Source organism: Pseudomonas sp. Ors-4-3C (genome assembly GCF_055755035.1).
In genome coordinates this window covers 5751767-5768206 of sequence record NZ_CM146900.1, presented here as the reverse complement: position 1 = coordinate 5768206, position 16440 = coordinate 5751767, and the positions used below count along the sequence as shown (strand labels likewise).

At 61.7% G+C, this 16440-nt stretch carries 16 protein-coding genes; 5 read left to right on the top strand and 11 right to left on the bottom strand.

All coding sequences use genetic code 11. The features are described from left to right. Positions 1-101 precede the first annotated feature (101 nt). Positions 102-1487, bottom strand: coding sequence for a heavy metal sensor histidine kinase (locus ACVHNU_RS26085; protein ID WP_338800501.1), 1386 nt, complete (start codon positions 1485-1487; stop codon positions 102-104). Next, the gene (locus ACVHNU_RS26080; RefSeq protein ID WP_473018569.1) at positions 1477-2157 is read right to left on the bottom strand and encodes a heavy metal response regulator transcription factor; all 681 of its coding nucleotides are present in this window, start codon (positions 2155-2157) and stop codon (positions 1477-1479) included. The genes ACVHNU_RS26085 and ACVHNU_RS26080 overlap by 11 nt, the downstream gene beginning before the upstream one ends. Positions 2158-2293: 136 nt before the next feature. On the opposite strand from ACVHNU_RS26080, the gene ACVHNU_RS26075 reads away from it, so the two are divergent. Further along, on the top strand, positions 2294-2779 hold the full coding sequence (locus ACVHNU_RS26075; protein ID WP_098966609.1) for a GlcG/HbpS family heme-binding protein: 486 nt from the start codon (positions 2294-2296) through the stop codon (positions 2777-2779). A gap of 11 nt (positions 2780-2790) precedes the next feature. Then, positions 2791-3201 (top strand): hydroxyisourate hydrolase, encoded by a 411-nt coding sequence (gene uraH / locus ACVHNU_RS26070; protein WP_473018568.1) that lies wholly within the window; start codon positions 2791-2793, stop codon positions 3199-3201. A gap of 122 nt (positions 3202-3323) precedes the next feature. Here uraH and ACVHNU_RS26065 read toward each other — a convergent pair whose 3' ends face one another. After that, positions 3324-4001: a Crp/Fnr family transcriptional regulator gene (locus tag ACVHNU_RS26065; protein ID WP_282413527.1), complete on the bottom strand. Its 678-nt coding sequence runs from the start codon at positions 3999-4001 to the stop codon at positions 3324-3326. Positions 4002-4083: 82 nt separating this feature from the next. On the opposite strand from ACVHNU_RS26065, the gene ACVHNU_RS26060 reads away from it, so the two are divergent. Beyond that, complete coding sequence (locus ACVHNU_RS26060) at positions 4084-4608, top strand: Mpo1 family 2-hydroxy fatty acid dioxygenase (RefSeq protein ID WP_473018567.1); 525 nt, start codon at positions 4084-4086, stop codon at positions 4606-4608. Positions 4609-4689: 81 nt separating this feature from the next. Here the strand turns inward: ACVHNU_RS26060 and ACVHNU_RS26055 are convergent, their stop codons facing one another. The 6 genes from ACVHNU_RS26055 to dibA all read right to left on the bottom strand — a co-directional run bounded on the left by ACVHNU_RS26055 (position 4690) and on the right by dibA (position 11085). Beyond that, entirely contained in the window at positions 4690-5679 is a 990-nt protein-coding gene (locus ACVHNU_RS26055) for a sulfate/molybdate ABC transporter ATP-binding protein (RefSeq protein WP_103520289.1), read from the bottom strand. A gap of 3 nt (positions 5680-5682) precedes the next feature. Next, positions 5683-6555 (bottom strand): sulfate ABC transporter permease subunit CysW, encoded by an 873-nt coding sequence (gene cysW / locus ACVHNU_RS26050; protein ID WP_003220512.1) that lies wholly within the window; start codon positions 6553-6555, stop codon positions 5683-5685. A gap of 13 nt (positions 6556-6568) precedes the next feature. Continuing rightward, complete coding sequence (gene cysT, locus ACVHNU_RS26045; protein WP_003220511.1) at positions 6569-7387, bottom strand: sulfate ABC transporter permease subunit CysT; 819 nt, start codon at positions 7385-7387, stop codon at positions 6569-6571. 155 nt (positions 7388-7542) lie between these two features. Continuing rightward, positions 7543-8556 (bottom strand): sulfate ABC transporter substrate-binding protein, encoded by a 1014-nt coding sequence (locus ACVHNU_RS26040; RefSeq protein ID WP_226499753.1) that lies wholly within the window; start codon positions 8554-8556, stop codon positions 7543-7545. A 136-nt stretch (positions 8557-8692) separates the two neighbouring features. Next, the gene (gene oscA, locus ACVHNU_RS26035; RefSeq protein WP_003220508.1) at positions 8693-8875 is read right to left on the bottom strand and encodes a sulfur starvation response protein OscA; all 183 of its coding nucleotides are present in this window, start codon (positions 8873-8875) and stop codon (positions 8693-8695) included. Positions 8876-9165: 290 nt separating this feature from the next. Beyond that, complete coding sequence (dibA, locus tag ACVHNU_RS26030; RefSeq protein WP_473018566.1) at positions 9166-11085, bottom strand: phosphodiesterase DibA; 1920 nt, start codon at positions 11083-11085, stop codon at positions 9166-9168. A 146-nt stretch (positions 11086-11231) separates the two neighbouring features. On the opposite strand from dibA, the gene desA reads away from it, so the two are divergent. Together desA and ACVHNU_RS26020 are read left to right on the top strand one after the other, a co-directional pair. Continuing rightward, the gene (desA, locus tag ACVHNU_RS26025; protein WP_003220506.1) at positions 11232-12416 is read left to right on the top strand and encodes a delta-9 fatty acid desaturase DesA; all 1185 of its coding nucleotides are present in this window, start codon (positions 11232-11234) and stop codon (positions 12414-12416) included. A 247-nt stretch (positions 12417-12663) separates the two neighbouring features. Further along, a complete protein-coding gene (locus ACVHNU_RS26020) occupies positions 12664-13653 on the top strand; it encodes a GGDEF domain-containing protein (RefSeq protein ID WP_226499751.1) in 990 nt (329 codons plus the stop codon). A gap of 137 nt (positions 13654-13790) precedes the next feature. On the opposite strand, the gene ACVHNU_RS26015 is transcribed toward ACVHNU_RS26020, so the two are convergent. Both ACVHNU_RS26015 and gabT read right to left on the bottom strand, forming a co-directional pair. Next, on the bottom strand, positions 13791-15002 hold the full coding sequence (locus ACVHNU_RS26015; RefSeq protein ID WP_003220504.1) for a response regulator: 1212 nt from the start codon (positions 15000-15002) through the stop codon (positions 13791-13793). Between the two features lie 140 nt (positions 15003-15142). Then, positions 15143-16420: a 4-aminobutyrate--2-oxoglutarate transaminase gene (gene gabT / locus ACVHNU_RS26010; RefSeq protein ID WP_003220503.1), complete on the bottom strand. Its 1278-nt coding sequence runs from the start codon at positions 16418-16420 to the stop codon at positions 15143-15145. Positions 16421-16440 lie beyond the last annotated feature (20 nt).

Genomic DNA, 16440 nt, shown 5'->3' with positions numbered 1-16440 from the left:
CTCTTCGCGGGCAAGCCCGCTCCCACAGTGTCCGTGTCGTACCCAAAACTCATGTACACCCGATAAACCGGTGGGAGCGGGCTTGCCCGCGAAGGCGCCAGTCAGATCACCTCAAAACCCAGCTCAAACACAGTCCCAGTGACATCACTGCTCACCCGCACCCGCCCGCCATGCAATTGCATGATCGACTGCACAATCGCCAGCCCCAGCCCACCCGAGTCCCCAGGCTGCGCCCGTGAAGGGTCGACGCGATAGAAGCGGTCGAACAGTTTGCCCAGATGTTCTGGCGCGATCACCGGACCGTGGTTGTGTACCTGCAACCAGCACACGCCCGGTTCATCGCGGCGGCGCAGGCTGATCAGCGTGCCTTCATCGGCGTGGCGCACCGCGTTGGCCAGCAGATTACCGAGGGCGCGCTGCAGCAGTTGCTGGTCGGCCAACAGTTCGCCGTGCAGCTGGTTTTCCAGGTGCAACTGGCGATCATCGGCCAGGGCTTCGAAGTAATCGCACAGCTCGCTGCCGACGCTGTGCAGATCCAGCGTTTGCAAGTCGAGCGCGCGCTCTGCCTGTTCGGCGCGAGCAAGGAACATCAGGTTCTCGGCCATGCGCTTGAGGCGTTCGAACTCTTCCATGTTCGAGGCCAGCAGCTCCTGATACTCCGCCGTGCTGCGCGGGTGGTTCAGCGCCTGGCCGTTGCTGGCGAGCAAGGTGTGCAACGGGGTGCGGATCTCGTGGGCCAGATCGGCGGAAAACTGCGACAGCCGCTGCACGCTGTCGTCCAGTCGCGCGAGCATGCCGTTGAGCGCCTGCACCGGTTCGAGCAGTTCGGCGGGGGTGCCGCTGGCGGGCAGTCGCTGGTCGAGGCTGCGCAGATCAATCCCGCGCACCGCCGCGCTCAACTGGCGCAACGGTTGCAGACCACGGCGCAGCAGCACCAGGCCCAGCGCGAACGCCAGCAGCGCGCCCAGCCCGACGGCCAGGTACAGGCGCAGGCGATAACTGGCGAGCATCTGTTCACGTTCAGTGAGCACCTTGCCGGCGATCACCGTCAGCGGTTCGCCGTTCGGCCCTTGGGCGTCACCGGACAACAGCGCCAGCTCGGCGCCGTCCGGCGCTTGCCAGGTCAGCACATCGCGACGCTGCGGCGTTTGCTCGCGCGCGATTGCGCTCAATGGCGGCAGCTCGCGCTGGCGCGGGTTGATCGCGATCACGTTCGAGCCATCGGCCCGCCGCACCAGCAACAGGCTGTCGAGGTTACCGAGCATGTTCTGGTACAGCCGTGGCCGCGCCTGCAAGGCACCGAGGCTGTCGCTGTCGGCGAGCAAGGCGCGCACCTGCTCCAGTCGACCGAGCAACGCGAGGTCGTCGCGGTAGGCGATTTCCGAGGCCAGCGAGCGGTAGAGAAACACGCCAATCACGCTCAACACCAACGCGCAAACAATCGCGAACGCCAGCGCCAGGCGCCAGGCGATCGACTTAGAGCGCATCGTCCGGCGCTTCCAGTTGATAGCCGACGCCGCGCACGGTGTGGATCAGTTTCGGCAGGTACGGGTCATCGACCTTGGCCCGCAAACGCCGCACCGCCACTTCGACCATGTTGGTGTCGCTGTCGAAATTCAGGTTCCACACCTGCGAGGCGATCAGCGTGCGCGACAGCACTTCGCCCTGGCGGCTGGCGAGCAGTTGCAGCAGGGCGAATTCCTTGTTGGTCAGGGCAATGCGCTGACCGCCGCGACTGACCCGACGCCGTAGCACGTCGATTTCCAGATCGGCGATGCTGTAGGACTCGGCCTCGCGCAGCGGCCCGCGCCGCAGCAACGTGCGCACCCGCGCGAGCAGTTCGGCGAAGGCGAAGGGTTTGAGCAGATAGTCGTCGGCGCCCAGTTCGAGGCCACGCACGCGGTCTTCGATGGCGTCCTTGGCGGTCAGGAACAACACCGGGGTGGCGCCGCGCTGGCGGATCAGTTGCAGCAGTTGCCAGCCATTGAGGCCCGGCAGCATCACGTCGAGGATGATCAGGTCATATTCCTGCTGCTCGATGAAATAGCGCCCATCGAGACCATTGAGCGCCACGTCCACGGCAAAACCCGATTCGCCCAGGCCCTTGGCAAGGAAATTCGCGGTTTTGGCTTCATCTTCTACAACCAGCAAACGCATGGCACACCTCAATTGATCAGGCACACAGGCTAGGCGCCTTCGGCCCGATTGCCCATTACAAACTTGTAATCCGACTGACGGGGTTCTGACGAAGAGCGGCGGCTAAGGTGATGTCCTTCGCTTTTGGAGCCTGTCCATGACCGTCAAATACCTTGCAGCGAGCCTCGCCCTCGGCCTCAGCGTCAGTGTTTTCGCCGCCCCTGAACTGCCGCGCCACGCTGACCTCGATCTGAAAACCGCACGCCTGCTGGCCGACACGGCGCTGAGTAATTGCACCGCCACGGTATCGGTGCTCGACCGTGGCGGCAACCTGCTGGTGACCCTGCGCGGCGATGGCATCGGTCCGCACAACACCGCTGCCAGCCAGCGCAAGGCCTACACCGCGCTGTCGACGAAAACCCCGACCCGGCTGTTCGCCGAGCGCGCCCGCAGCAATCCGGAAACCGCCAACCTCAACACCCTCGATGAGCTGCTGTTGCTCGGCGGCGGGATCCCGTTATTCGCCGCTGATGAACTGGTCGGCGCCATGGGCGTGGCCGGCTCCGGCGGCGGCGAGCAAGACGAAAGCTGTGCCATCAAGGCCGCCGAAAAGGCCGGCCTGACCCTGACCCGTTCCCAATAAGGAGACTGACCATGACCCCCCTGCGCATGACCTTCGCCGCACTCGGCCTGAGTGCCTTCTCCAGCCTGGCGCTGGCCGCCGGCAACCCGCTGAGCGTGCACGTGCTCAACCTGGAAAACGGCCTGCCCTCGCCGGGCGTCAACGTGACCCTGGAAAAACACGTCGGCCAGAACTGGCAGCCACTGGCCCAGGGCACCACCAACGAGCAGGGACGCATCGCCGAACTGTTCCCGGCCAAACAGCCTTTCGAGGCGGGCGAATACCGAGTGGTGTTCAAGACCGGCGAGTATTTCGAGAAGAACAAGCGCGAGACGTTTTTCCCGGAGATTCCGGTGATTTTCCAAGTGAAGCAGACTGACCAGCACTACCACATCCCGCTGCTGCTCAGCCCTTACGGGTTCTCGACCTATCGCGGCTCCTAGAAACAACAGCGATCACAGGTGGGAGCGGGCTTGCTCGCGAAAGCGTTCTGTCAGTGCATGATGTGCTGGCTGACACGACGCCTTCGCGAGCAAGCCCGCTCCCACAGGGATGGCAGTGTTCTTTAGAGTGTGGCGAGCGCCCGCAATCGCTTGGCATCGAGAATCTCGATCTCGCCATACCCCAGCCCGATAATCCCCTGCCCCTGCAAATCCTTGAGGATCTGGTTGGTGGTCTGGCGTGACAGCGACAACATCGACGCCAGCTGTTCCTGAGGCAGTTGCAGGACCCGGCGTGGCGCATCGATTTCGCCGTAGCCCTCGGCGATCATCAGCAAGCGATGGGCCAGGCGAGCCGGGGCCGGCAGCAGGCTCAACTGTTCGAGATTGATAAAGGTCAGGCGCAGTTTGTGGCTCATCAGCAACGCCAAGTGCCGCCAATATACCGGCTGTTCATCGAGGATTTTCAGCAGCGTGGCCTGCGGGATATTCAGCAAGGTGCACGGCCCGACCGCATAAGCATCGTGAGTGCGTGGCTGGCCATCGAACAGGCAGATTTCGCCGAACCAGTGCGGCGCCTCGACCAGGCTCAGCAACGCCTCCTTGCCCTGCTCGCTCACCGCCCCGATCCGGATCGCGCCGTCGAGCACCGCGTACAACCCGCAAGGCGGATCACCGCGCTGGAACAAGCGCTGCCCCGCCGTCAGCCGCCGCTCCCGAGCCGCCGCCAGCAGACTATCCTGAAAGGATGCCGGCAAATGACTGAACCATTGCCCGGTCAGCAGCCGTGAACGCTTATCCATGAACACTCCCAATTGTCGCCTGCCTGACAGAGCGAACGCCGAACCCGAGGCATGCTGCACGCACCCTACAGGAGGAACAACAATGAAAAGCCTCGTCGACCATCTCAGTCAATACGCCGCCTACCACCGCGCCCCGCGCAACATCGCCAGCCACTTTATCGGCATTCCGCTGATCGTGGTGGCGGTGGCGGTGTTGTTGTCGCGACCAGAGTGGTCGCTGGGCGGCTTGTGGCTATCGCCGGCGGTGCTGCTGGCACTGGCGTCGGCGTGGTTCTACCTGCGCCTGGAAGTGAAACTCGGCGTGTTGATGACGGTGCTGATGGGCCTGTCGGTCTGGGCCGGACATGCGCTGGCGCAGCAGAGCACCATGGTCTGGCTGAGCAGCGGGCTGGCGATGTTTGTGATTGGCTGGGTGATCCAGTTTGTCGGGCACCACTACGAGGGGCGCAAACCGGCGTTTGTCGATGACGTGAGCGGGTTGATCGTCGGACCGCTGTTTGTGGTGGCGGAAGTGGCCTTCCTGCTCGGCATGCGCCATGAGTTGAAAGAGCAGATCGAGGCGCGGGCGGGGGTGGTGCGGGTCAATCCGAATCGCGCGGCTGTATAGGCCGCTTTCGCGAGCAAGCCCGCTCCCACAATGGAATGCATTCCAAAGGTGGGAGCGAGCCTGCTCGCGAAGCTTTTGACTTTAGAGGCTGGCGACTTTCTGCCAGACCTTCGGCTTGAAGAACAGCGTTTCACCCTTGGCCAGACCAATCAGGCTGTCATGGTCTTTCACCACTTCCGCCTCGATCAGATCCGTCTGCCCCTCCACCTTCAACGTCACTCGCGTGGTCGCACCCAACGGGCGGATATCGCGCACTTCAGCGGCGTGGTGATCTTCCAGCTCATGCTTGGACAACGACACTTCGTGCGGACGGAACAGCACATGGTTGTCGTCGCTGAGCAGCAAGCGGTTGGAGTCGCCGAGGAAGTGATAAACGAAATCGCTGGCCGGGTTTTCGTAAACGTCGCCCGGTGAGCCGATCTGCTCGATCACGCCCTTGTTCATCACCACGATGCGGTCGGCGACTTCCATCGCTTCTTCCTGGTCGTGGGTCACGAACACCGAGGTCAGGTTGATGTCTTCGTGCAGGCGTGCGAGCCAGCGGCGTAGCTCTTTACGCACCTTGGCGTCGAGCGCGCCGAACGGTTCGTCGAGCAGCAGTACTTTCGGTTCCACCGCCAAGGCACGGGCCAGGGCGATACGCTGACGCTGACCGCCGGACAGTTGCTCCGGGTAGCGATCCGCCAGCCAGTCCAGTTGCACCATGTTCAGCAGCTCATGCACCTTGGTCGCGATCTGGCTTTCGCTCGGGCGCTGGTTTTTCGGTTTCATGCGCAGGCCGAACGCGACGTTGTCGAACACCGTCATATGGCGGAACAAGGCGTAGTGCTGGAACACGAAACCGACGTTGCGATCACGTACGTCGTGGCCGGAGACGTCTTCGCCGTGAAACACGATGTTGCCCTGATCCGGGGTTTCCAGGCCGGCGATGATCCGTAACAGCGTGGTCTTGCCGCAGCCGGACGGCCCGAGCAACGCCACCAGTTCACCGCTGTGGATGTCCAGGCTGATGTTGTCCAGCGCCTTGAACGCATTGAAATTCTTGCTGACGTTACGCACTTCGATCGACATGAATTATTCCTCCGCGGCGCTGGCGCGCAGGCGGTTGATACGGTTTTCGCTCCACTGCTTGAGCAGCAGGATGAAGAGCGCCAGGATCAGCAACAGGCTCGCCACGGCGAACGCGGCCACGTGGTTGTATTCGTTGTAGAGGATCTCGACGTGCAGCGGCAAGGTGTTGGTCACCCCGCGAATGTGCCCGGAGACCACCGACACCGCACCGAACTCACCCATGGCCCGCGCGGTACACAGCACCACGCCATAGATCAGGCCCCACTTGATGTTGGGGACGGTGACATGCCAGAACATCTGCCAGCCATTGGCGCCGAGCAGCCGCGCGGCTTCTTCTTCCTGCGTGCCTTGTTCCTGCATCAGCGGAATCAGCTCGCGGGCCACGAACGGCACGGTAACGAAGATCGTCGCCAGCACAATGCCCGGCAGGGCGAAGACGATCTGGATATCGTGATCCTGCAGCCACGGCCCGAACAGGCCCTGAGCGCCGAACATCAACACGTAGACCAGACCGGCGATCACCGGCGACACCGAGAACGGCAGGTCGATCAGCGTCACCAGCATGCTCTTGCCACGGAACGAATACTTACTCACGCACCACGCGGCACTGACCCCGAACACCAGGTTCAGCGGCACCGAAATCAGCACGGCGATCACGGTGAGTTTCAGCGCCGACAAGGCGTCCGGTTCAAAGATCGCGGTGAAGAACGCGCCGAGGCCGTTCTTCAAACCCTGCGACACCACGATGAACAGCGGCAGCACCAGAAACAGGAAAAAGATCAGCCAGCCGAGACCGATCAGGACGCGCCGTGACGTAGCACTGCCACGGCGTGCAGCGTTGGCCGAGGACGCGGCCGCAATAGACGATTGGGACATGGTTCGCGCCTCCTTATGGGGTTTCGATGCGCCGCTGCAGCAGGTTGATCAGCAGCAACAGGACGAAGGAAACCACCAGCATCAGCACGCCGATGGAAGTGGCGCCGGTGTAATCGTACTGGTCGAGTTTGACCATGATCAGCAGCGGCAGGATCTCGGTTTTCATCGGCATGTTGCCGGCAATGAAAATCACCGAGCCGTACTCGCCGACACCCCGAGCGAACGCCAGGGCAAAACCGGTCAGCCACGCGGGCAACAGCGCCGGCACCAGAATATGACGGAACACCTGCAGCGGTTTGGCACCGAGGCAAGCGGCGGCTTCTTCGACTTCACGGGGAATGTCAGCCAGTACCGGCTGCACCGTGCGCACCACGAACGGCAGGGTGACGAAGGTCAGCGCGAGGGTGATGCCCAGCGGGGTGTAGGCGATCTTGAAACCGAGGTCGGCGGCGAACTGCCCGACCAGACCGGTCGGGGTGTACAGCGCGGTCAGGGCGATACCGGCAACCGCCGTCGGCAGGGCGAACGGCAGATCGATCATCGCGTCGATCACCTTGCGTCCCGGGAACGTGTAGCGCACCAGCACCCAGGCCAGCAGCGTCCCGATGATGCCGTTGATGATCGCGGCACACAGCGCCGTGCCAAAGCTCAGCTTCAAGGCGGCGAGCACGCGCGGCGCGGTGATGATCGTCCAGAACTGATCCCAGGTGAGTTGCGCGGCGTGGACGAACATCGCCGCCAGCGGGATAAGCACAATCAGGCTGAGGTACACCAAGGTGTAGCCCAGCGTCAGCCCGAAGCCGGGTATGACGGGGGAGATACGACGCGACATAAAAGTCCTTGGTTAAAAACGCATCAATGTGGGAGCGAGCCTGCTCGCGAAGAGGGAGTATCAGTCAACATCCTTGTCGCCTGAAATACCGCCTTCGCGAGCAGGCTCGCTCCCACATGTCATGTGCCCAAACATCAGGCTGGTTAAGGGTCAGATTACTGCGCCTGATAGATCTGGTCGAACACGCCACCGTCGTTGAAGAATTTCGGCTGCGCGGATTTCCAGCCGCCGAAGTCCTTGTCGATGGTCACCAGTTCCAGTTTCGGGAACTGCTGGGCGTACTTCGCCGCCACGTCCTTGTCACGCGGACGGTAGAAGTTCTTCGCCGCGATCTCCTGACCGGCCGGGCTGTACAGGTGCTTCAAGTAGGCTTCAGCGATCTGCTCGTTGCCCTTCTTCTCGGCGTTCTTGTCGACCACGGCCACCGGTGGCTCGGCAAGGATCGACAGCGAAGGCACAACGATGTCGAACTTGTCGGCGCCGCCGTCTTCCTTCAGCGCCAGGAACGCTTCGTTTTCCCAGGCCAGCAACACGTCACCCTGACCGTTGTTGACGAAGGTGATGGTCGAGCCGCGAGCACCGGTGTCCAATACCGGCACGTGCTTGAACAGGGTCTGTACGTATTCCTTGGCTTTTTCTTCGTTGCCGCCGTTGGCTTTCAGGCCATAGGCCCACGCGGCGAGGAAGTTCCAGCGCGCACCGCCGGAGGTTTTCGGGTTCGGGGTGATCACCGAGACGTCGTTCTTGACCAGGTCGCCCCAGTCCTTGATGCCTTTCGGGTTGCCCTTGCGCACCAGGAACACGATGGTCGAGGTGTACGGGGTGCTGGCATCCGGCAGACGCTTCTGCCAGTCGGCCGGCAGGGTCTTGCCGAGCTTGGCGATTTCGTCGATGTCGCCGGCCAGGGCCAGGGTCACGACGTCGGCGCGCAGACCGTCAATCACCGCCCGGCCCTGCTTGCCCGAACCGCCGTGGGATTGCTGGATTTTCACGGTGTCGCCGGCATGATCCTTCTGCCAGAACTTGATGAATTCGGCGTTGTAGTCCTGATACAGCTCGCGCGTCGGGTCGTACGACACATTGAGCAGTTCGTAATCCTTGGCAACCGCGGAACCGGCAAACACAGCACTGGCCAGCGCGGCCAAAGCGTAACGGCGAATCGACGACATGGTGAAAGCTCCTGGAATTCTTGGTGGTGGCTTTTTCTTATGTGTTGCTGGAATCGGGTGCTCATTCAAAGATCGCCGCCTGCGCCAGCGCTTGCGCACAGCCCCCTGCAAAAGCTGGCGCAGGCTGCGATCTTTTTCAGCTCGGCTTGTTACCCGGCTGCTGCAAACGGAATTTCTCTTTGCGTTCGATCTGCACGACTTGAGCGTTGTGCACAGTGATCTCCACCGCGCCAAATCGCAGATCGCGCAGGGCGCTCTGGATCTCACGCAAAATGGTGGTTTCGTCCTGACCGTCAACGCTGCGAAGGGATGCGCTCATGGTGCTGCTCCTTTGAATGGGAAATGCCTGGCAGTGGGCGGCACTGCGTTCGGCGTGGGAGCAATATAAGAGAGGCGCAGATATTCTTAAAAAGACTATTTAAGAATGTTTATATAACTGGAAAACATTATCTGACGGGGCAAGGGTTTGCGCGGTGTTCCCGCTTCGAAAGAACACCGCCCCCCCTGTGGCGAGGGAGCTTGCTCCCGCCCGAGTGCGAAGCGCTCGCCGTTTTTTTGAGCCTGCTACGCAGTCCAGCGGGAGCAAGCTCCCTCGCCACAGAATCGGACTCAACCGATAAACGGTGCCCGCGCCCAATCAATCTCCCCCGCCGGCACCGGCCGCCCAAACCAGTAACCCTGCCCCAGATCACATTCCTGCTCCAGCAGAAACGCCGCCTGCTCGGCCTGCTCGATGCCTTCGGCATGCACCTGCATGCCCATGCTGCGAGCCAGGGCGATGATCACCCGGACGATCGCCGCATCATCCTCGTCCCACGGCAGACCGGCGACGAAACCCTGATCGATCTTCAACTTCTGCACCGGCAGGCGCTTGAGCCGCAGCAGCGACGAGTACCCGGTGCCAAAGTCATCAATCGCCAGGCGAATACCCAACTCACGCAGACGATGCATCTGCTCCAGCGCCACTTCCGGGTCATCCATTACCGCGCTTTCGGTGACTTCCAGTTCCAGATACGCCGGATCCAGCCCGGTCTCGTGCAGCACCTGCGCCACCTGCTGGTACAGCTCACGCCGGGCAAACAGGCGCGACGACACATTCACCGCCACGAACGACAACACCACCCCGGCCTGCTGCCATTGGCACATCTGCGAACACGCCTGACGCATCACCCAGGCGTCGATTTCGGCAATCAGCCCGGTGCGTTCGGCAATCGGGATGAATTCCGCCGGCGACACCAGACCGCGCTGCGGATGCTCCCAGCGCACCAGCGCTTCGACGCCGATCAGCCGACTGCTGTGCAAATCGTGAACCGGTTGGTAATAGACGCGCAGCTCCTGCTGCTCCAGCGCGCGACGCAGCTCGAAGGCAATCTCGACCCGTTGCTGCGCATGCGCGGTCAACTCTTCGGTGTACAGCGCGTAGCCGTTACGCCCGCTGCTCTTGGCCTTGAACAGTGCGGCGTCGGCATTGCGCAGCAATTGATCGGCACTCAATGCATCGCTGGGGAACAGGCTGATACCGATACTGGCGTTGATGAACAGCTCATGCCGATCGATGCAGAACCGCTGCTTGAGCGCATCGAGAATGCGTTGGGCCAGCGCCGCCGCCTGAACCAGCTGTGGACAACTCTCCGCCAGCACCGCGAACTCGTCACCGCCAAGCCGTGCCAGGGTAATCCCCGGGCCAAACAGTTCCTGCAGGCGCGCCGACACCGCTTTTAGCAGGCGATCCCCAACGTTGTGCCCGAGGCTGTCATTGATCATCTTGAAGTGATCCAGATCGATCAGCAGCAGGGCGCAGCCACGTTTGTGGATCTGCGCCGACGCCAGCGCCTGCTCGGCGCGGTCGCTGAACAACAGACGATTGGGCAGATCGGTCAGCGGGTCGTGATGGGCGAGGTGCTTGAGTTCATGTTCGGAGTCCTTGATCGCACTGATGTCGGAGAACACTGCCACGTAGTGACTCAGCCGGCCCTGATCATCGTGAATCACGCGGATGGTCTGCCACTGTGGATAAATCTCGCCGCTTTTACGCCGGTTCCAGATTTCTCCGCTCCATTCACCCTCCGCCTCCAACGTGGCGAACATCGCCTGATAGAAGCCCGGCGGATGGTGGCCGGACTTGAACAGGCTCGGTTGATGCCCGAGGACTTCTTCGCGCTGATAGCCGGTGATCTCCATGAACGCGCGGTTGACGTGCACGATCAGGCCCTGACGGTTGGTGACCAGCACGCCTTCGCGGGTGCAATCGAACACCGCTGCCGCCTGGCGCAGGCGCTCGCGATCAGCCTGCCGCTCACGCAACCGCGCGCCGATGCCGAGAAACTCGCACAAGCGCACGCGGGCCAGAAAAATCAGCCCGGCACTGAGCGCCGCCCAGACGTAACCGTTGATCAGTTGCCAGCGCAGTTGATCGACGGACTCATCGAAGAAATTGTTTAATAAATAACCAGTACCTTGCAGCCAGACGGCGGCAAGCACGAGATAGAGCAGCGCTGCACGCAAGGCATCGCGATAAGTGGCAGACATTCGGCTGTCCATGTCCCTACAAAAAGGTTGGAATTATAGGTCAAGAAACATCCAGCGACTCTTATCTGAAAGGGCGACTGGTTTTATCTGTGTGCTTGGTGATAATGCAACGGCTGTTTTTATCTTTATCGAGGGCCCTATAGCCTATGTGGTACGAAGGTTTTCTTGGCTTGTCGGCCTGGTCACTGGTCGCGGTCACCCTGCTGATGACCCACGTGACAATTGTCGCCGTCACGGTCTATCTGCACCGTTACTCGGCCCACCGTTCGCTTGAGCTGAACGCCGGTCTGAAACACTTTTTCCGCTTCTGGCTGTGGCTGACCACGGCGCAGAACACCCGCGAGTGGACCGCCATCCACCGCAAACACCACGCCAAATGCGAAACCGAAGATGACCCGCACAGCCCGGTCATCAAGGGCCTGTCCACCGTGCTGCGCAAAGGCGCCGAGCTGTATCGCGCCGAAGCCGAGAACCCGGAGACCCTGCGCATCTACGGCAAGAACTGCCCCGAAGACTGGATCGAACGCAACGTCTACAGCCGCTATCCGCTGCTGGGCGTCGCCATCATGGGCGTCATCGACCTGCTGCTGTTCGGCACCATCGGCATCACCATCTGGGCGATCCAGATGATGTGGATCCCGGTCTGGGCGGCCGGCGTGGTCAACGGTCTCGGCCATGCCATTGGCTATCGCAACTTCGAATGCCGCGATGCGGCAACCAATCTGGTGCCATGGGGCATCCTGATCGGTGGCGAAGAACTGCACAACAACCATCACACCTACCCCAACTCGGCCAAGCTGTCGGTGAAGAAGTGGGAGTTCGACCTCGGCTGGGCATGGATCAAGGTCTTCAGCTTCTTCGGTCTGGCCAAGGTGCAGCGCGTGGCACCGATTGCCCACCGTGTCGAAGGCAAGGGCAATCTGGACATGGACACCGCCATGGCGATCCTCAACAACCGGTTCCAGATCATGGCCCAGTACCGCAAATTGGTGATCGGCCCACTGGTCAAGCAGGAGCTGGACAAGGTCGATCATTCGGTACGCCATCAATTCCATCGGGCCAAACGCTTGCTGTCGCGGGAAACCAGCCTGCTGGAAGACCGTCATCACTTGCGCATCCAGAACATGCTCGAGCACAGCCAGGCGCTGAAGGTCATTTATGAAAAACGCCTGGCCTTGCAGCAGATCTGGGTCAAGACCAGCGCCAATGGCCACGACATGCTCGCCGCCATCAAGGAATGGGTGCACGAGGCCGAGGCCAGCGGCATTCAGTCCCTGCGTGAATTCGCCGACCAGTTGAAAACCTACTCGTTACGCCCCGCCGCAGTCTGACTGCGGTGAATGAGTCCCCTGTGGTGAGGTGATTCATCCCCGATCGACTGCGCAGCAGTCGTAGATCAGGCGACGCGTTTTGACAGACAAAACGCGTCGTTCCTACCGCCCGGCGGGAGCAAGCTCCCTCGCCACAAAAGCGCGGAACTAAGCCAACAATCCCCTATCTCAAAGACACTTCGCCACCCCGGCGGGCAGTACTGTGGCCGTTGTCGATATTGCGGCACGCCCTTTGAGATAAGTGCCGATGGTCAACAACAATCAAAAAGACTCATCCCTCCCGCAGTGGCCCGAAGCCGCGCAAACCCTGATGGCATTGATGCACGCCCAAGGTGAAGTGGCGCGCCTGAGCGAACGCGAACAGCTGTTCAGCTCGCTGCTGGTGAGCGTCAACGCGGTACTCTGGGCCTTCAATTGGGAAACCCGTCAGGTGCTGTATGTCAGCCCGGCCTACGAGCGGATTTTCGGCCGCTCCGCAGGCCTGTTGCTGGCCGACTACAACCAGTGGCGCGACAGCATCTACCCCGACGATCTGGATTACGCCGAACGCAGCCTTGCCGAAGTGCTGCACAAAGGCGCAGTGGAAGACCGCGAATACCGGATCATCGCCGCCGACGGCCAGGTCCGTTGGCTCAGCGACAAGTGCTTCATCAACCGTCAGGATGAGCCTGGGCAACCGGTGATCATCGTCGGTATCGCCGAGGACATCACCGACAAAAAGCACATGGAAACCGAGCTGCAACGGCTGGCCACCACTGACGTGCTGACCCAGAGCAGCAACCGCCGCCATTTCTTCGAATGCGCCAACCGCGAGTTCGAAGAGGCGCGCCTGCAAGGTGCGCCTCTAGCCTTTCTGCTGCTGGATATCGATGACTTCAAGCTGATCAACGACAGCTACGGCCATCCGGAAGGTGACAATGTGCTGCAGCGCATCGCCGAGTGCGGGCGCGGGTCGTTACGCCGCGGCGATCTGTTCGGACGTATCGGCGGCGAGGAGTTCGCCGCCGTGTTCCCCGCTTGCGCACCGGACATGGCGATGCAGGTGGCCGAGCGGCTGCAGCAGGAGATTCAGCGGTTGAGCTTCAATATCGACGGCCAGACCTTCAGCATCACCGTCAGCCAGGGATTGACCAGCCTGAAGGACGAAGACCAAAGCCTCGACAGCCTGTTCGCCCGGGCGGATGCGGCAATGTATGAGGCCAAGCGTCAGGGCAAGAACCGGATCATTTCTGCCTGATCCAGAATTTCAGCCACCCAGAGATCCAATGTGGGAGCGGGCTTGCTCGCGAAGGCGTTGGGTCATTCAGCATTTGTGGTGCTGATAGACCGCCTTCGCGAGCAAGCCCGCTCCCACAGGGGTTTATGCAAATCCGGTTACTTACGCATCCGCATCAATTCCGGCAGCCCGATCTTCAGCAGCCGCGCCGTACGACTCTTCGCCAGCTCTTCAACGCCCTCATGCTCGGTCAGACGGGCCATTTGCGCTGCCATGTTCATCACCAGCGCCTCCCGGGAGTAAACCCCGCCACCGAGCTGGTAGACCGACGCAATCAACTCGCGCAACTCCAGCGGCAAGCGCCAGCGTGTACGCAACGCCGAACCGTAGGCCGCGCCGAATTCCGCCAGCGCCTCGCCGACTTCCTCCAGTTCATCCAGTGCGCCACCGGCCTGCTGCCACTCCTGCAAACAGCGCAGCAACGCCAGGTCACCGAGACGATGCAACATACCGGCGCAGTAGCAGCGCTCCTGATCCAGATCGAGCAGGCGCGCCAGCGTGCGCGCGTATTCCGCGGTGTGCAGCGACAGCCCCCAGTAGCGCTCGGCGTAGTCCGCCAGGCACGGGTCACTGAGCTTGGCGCTGCGTTTGAGCGCCAGGCCGAGGATCAGGTTCATGCTCTGCCCGGTGCCGAGCCGATGCAGCGCCTGCCCGAGGGTCTGCACCGCGGCGCCATGATGCTGCGCCGCGCTGTTGGCGGCGGCGATCAGCACGGCGGTGATCTGCGGATCAGTGCGGATCTCTTCTTCCAGCAGCTTCAGGTCGAGGCCATTGGGATTGAGGCTGCGTTTGACCGCCACCTGCACATCGGTCATCAACGGCGCGCCGTCGGCCTGCTCGCGGCGTCGCTCGAGGAACACCGACAAGGTCATGCCCGGCGCCAGCGTCGGCACTTCGCAGAACACCTCTTCACCCGCGTTCAGCAGCAAACCCTGCAGTCGCTCGGTCAGGCTTTCCATGTTCAACGGTTTGGTCAGGTAGGCCGTCGGGGCCAAGGGTATGGCTTCGCGCACGCTGGCGCTGTCGTTGCGACTGCTCATCAGAATGAACGGCAGCGGCGGATTGCGTTTGCGTTGGCGCACGCTGCGCAGCACGCTCAGACCGTCGATGCCCGGCAACTCCCAATCGACGATGGCCAGGTCATACGGCACTTCGCTAAGCAACGACAGCGCTTGCTGGCCGTCGGCACACAGATCCAGTCGCGCATCGCAGCGCACATTGAGCAGCACTTGTTTGAGCAGGTCACGAGACCATGGGTCAGCCTCGGCAATCAGCACCCGAGGTACGGCGGGTAAATCAACGGCAGTCATGCGCGCTCTCCCTTGCAATGCCTGAACCTTAGCCAATGCTGGCCTTTCGATACAGCGCAAAAGCGCCTGATGTGTTTCAAGGGACGTAAAAAAACCCGCCGAAGCGGGTTTTTTGTCGAGCCGATCACACAGTGCCGGGCTTACAGCTCCGAGAAGCACTCTTCGATGATCGCCAGACCTTTGTCCAGTTGCTCATCCGGCGAGGTCAGCGGTACGAGTACGCGCAACACGTTGCCGTAGGTGCCGCAGGACAGCAGGATCAGGCCCTTGTCACGCGCCTTGGCCACGACTGCCGCAACGGCAGTCGGGTTTGGCTTGTGGCTGTCGCCGTTTTCGAACAGCTCGACCGCAATCATAGCGCCCAGGGCACGCACTTCGCCGATCACCGGGTACTTGGCCTGGATAGCCTTCAGGCCAGTCACCAGACGCTCGCCGACAGCCTTGCAGCGGTCCAGCAGTTGTTCTTCTTCGAACACTTCCATCACGGCCAGGGCCGCAGCGCAAGCGATCGGGCTACCGGCGTAGGTGCCGCCGAGGCCGCCTGGAGCGATGGCGTCCATGTATTCGGCCTTGCCGCAGACACCGGCCAGCGGGAAGCCGCCAGCGATGGATTTGGCGAAGGTGGTCAGATCGGCAGCAACGCCCATCTGTTCCATGGCGAAGAAGGTGCCGGTACGGCCAGCGCCGGTCTGCACTTCGTCAGCGATCAACAGGATGCCGTGCTGGTCGCACAGGGCACGCAGACGCTTCATGAATTCTTTCGGCGCGACGTAGAAACCACCTTCACCCTGCACAGGCTCGATGATGATCGCGGCGATGTCTTTCGGCTCGGCGTCGTTCTTGAAGATGCGTTCGATGGACGCGATCGAATCGTCGATGCTCACACCGTGCAGTTCGTTCGGGTACAGCGCGCGGAAGATGCCGCCTGGCATCAGGCCCATGCCGGCCGAGTAAGGCACGACTTTACCGGTGAGGCCCAGGGTCATCATGGTGCGACCGTGGTAAGCGCCGGTGAAGGCGATCACACCGGCACGGCCAGTGGCGGCACGGGCGATTTTCACGGCGTTTTCCACGGCTTCGGAACCGGTGGTCACCAGCAGGGTTTTCTTGGCGAAATCACCTGGCACCTTGGCGTTGATCTTTTCGCACAGCTCAACGTACGGCTCGTAGGCCAGTACCTGGAAGCAGGTGTGGGTCAGCTTGTTCAGCTGTTCGGTCACGGCCGCAATGATTTTCGGGTGCACATGGCCGGTGTTCAGCACGGCAATACCGCCGGCGAAGTCGATGAATTCACGACCTTCAACGTCGGTCACGGTCGCGTTCTTCGCCGATTCAGCGAAGATCGGGTGAATCTGGCCAACACCACGTGGAACAGCTGCAGTACGGCGGGCCATCAGTTCAGCGTTAGTCTTGCTCATTACAGTCCTCATTCACCGCT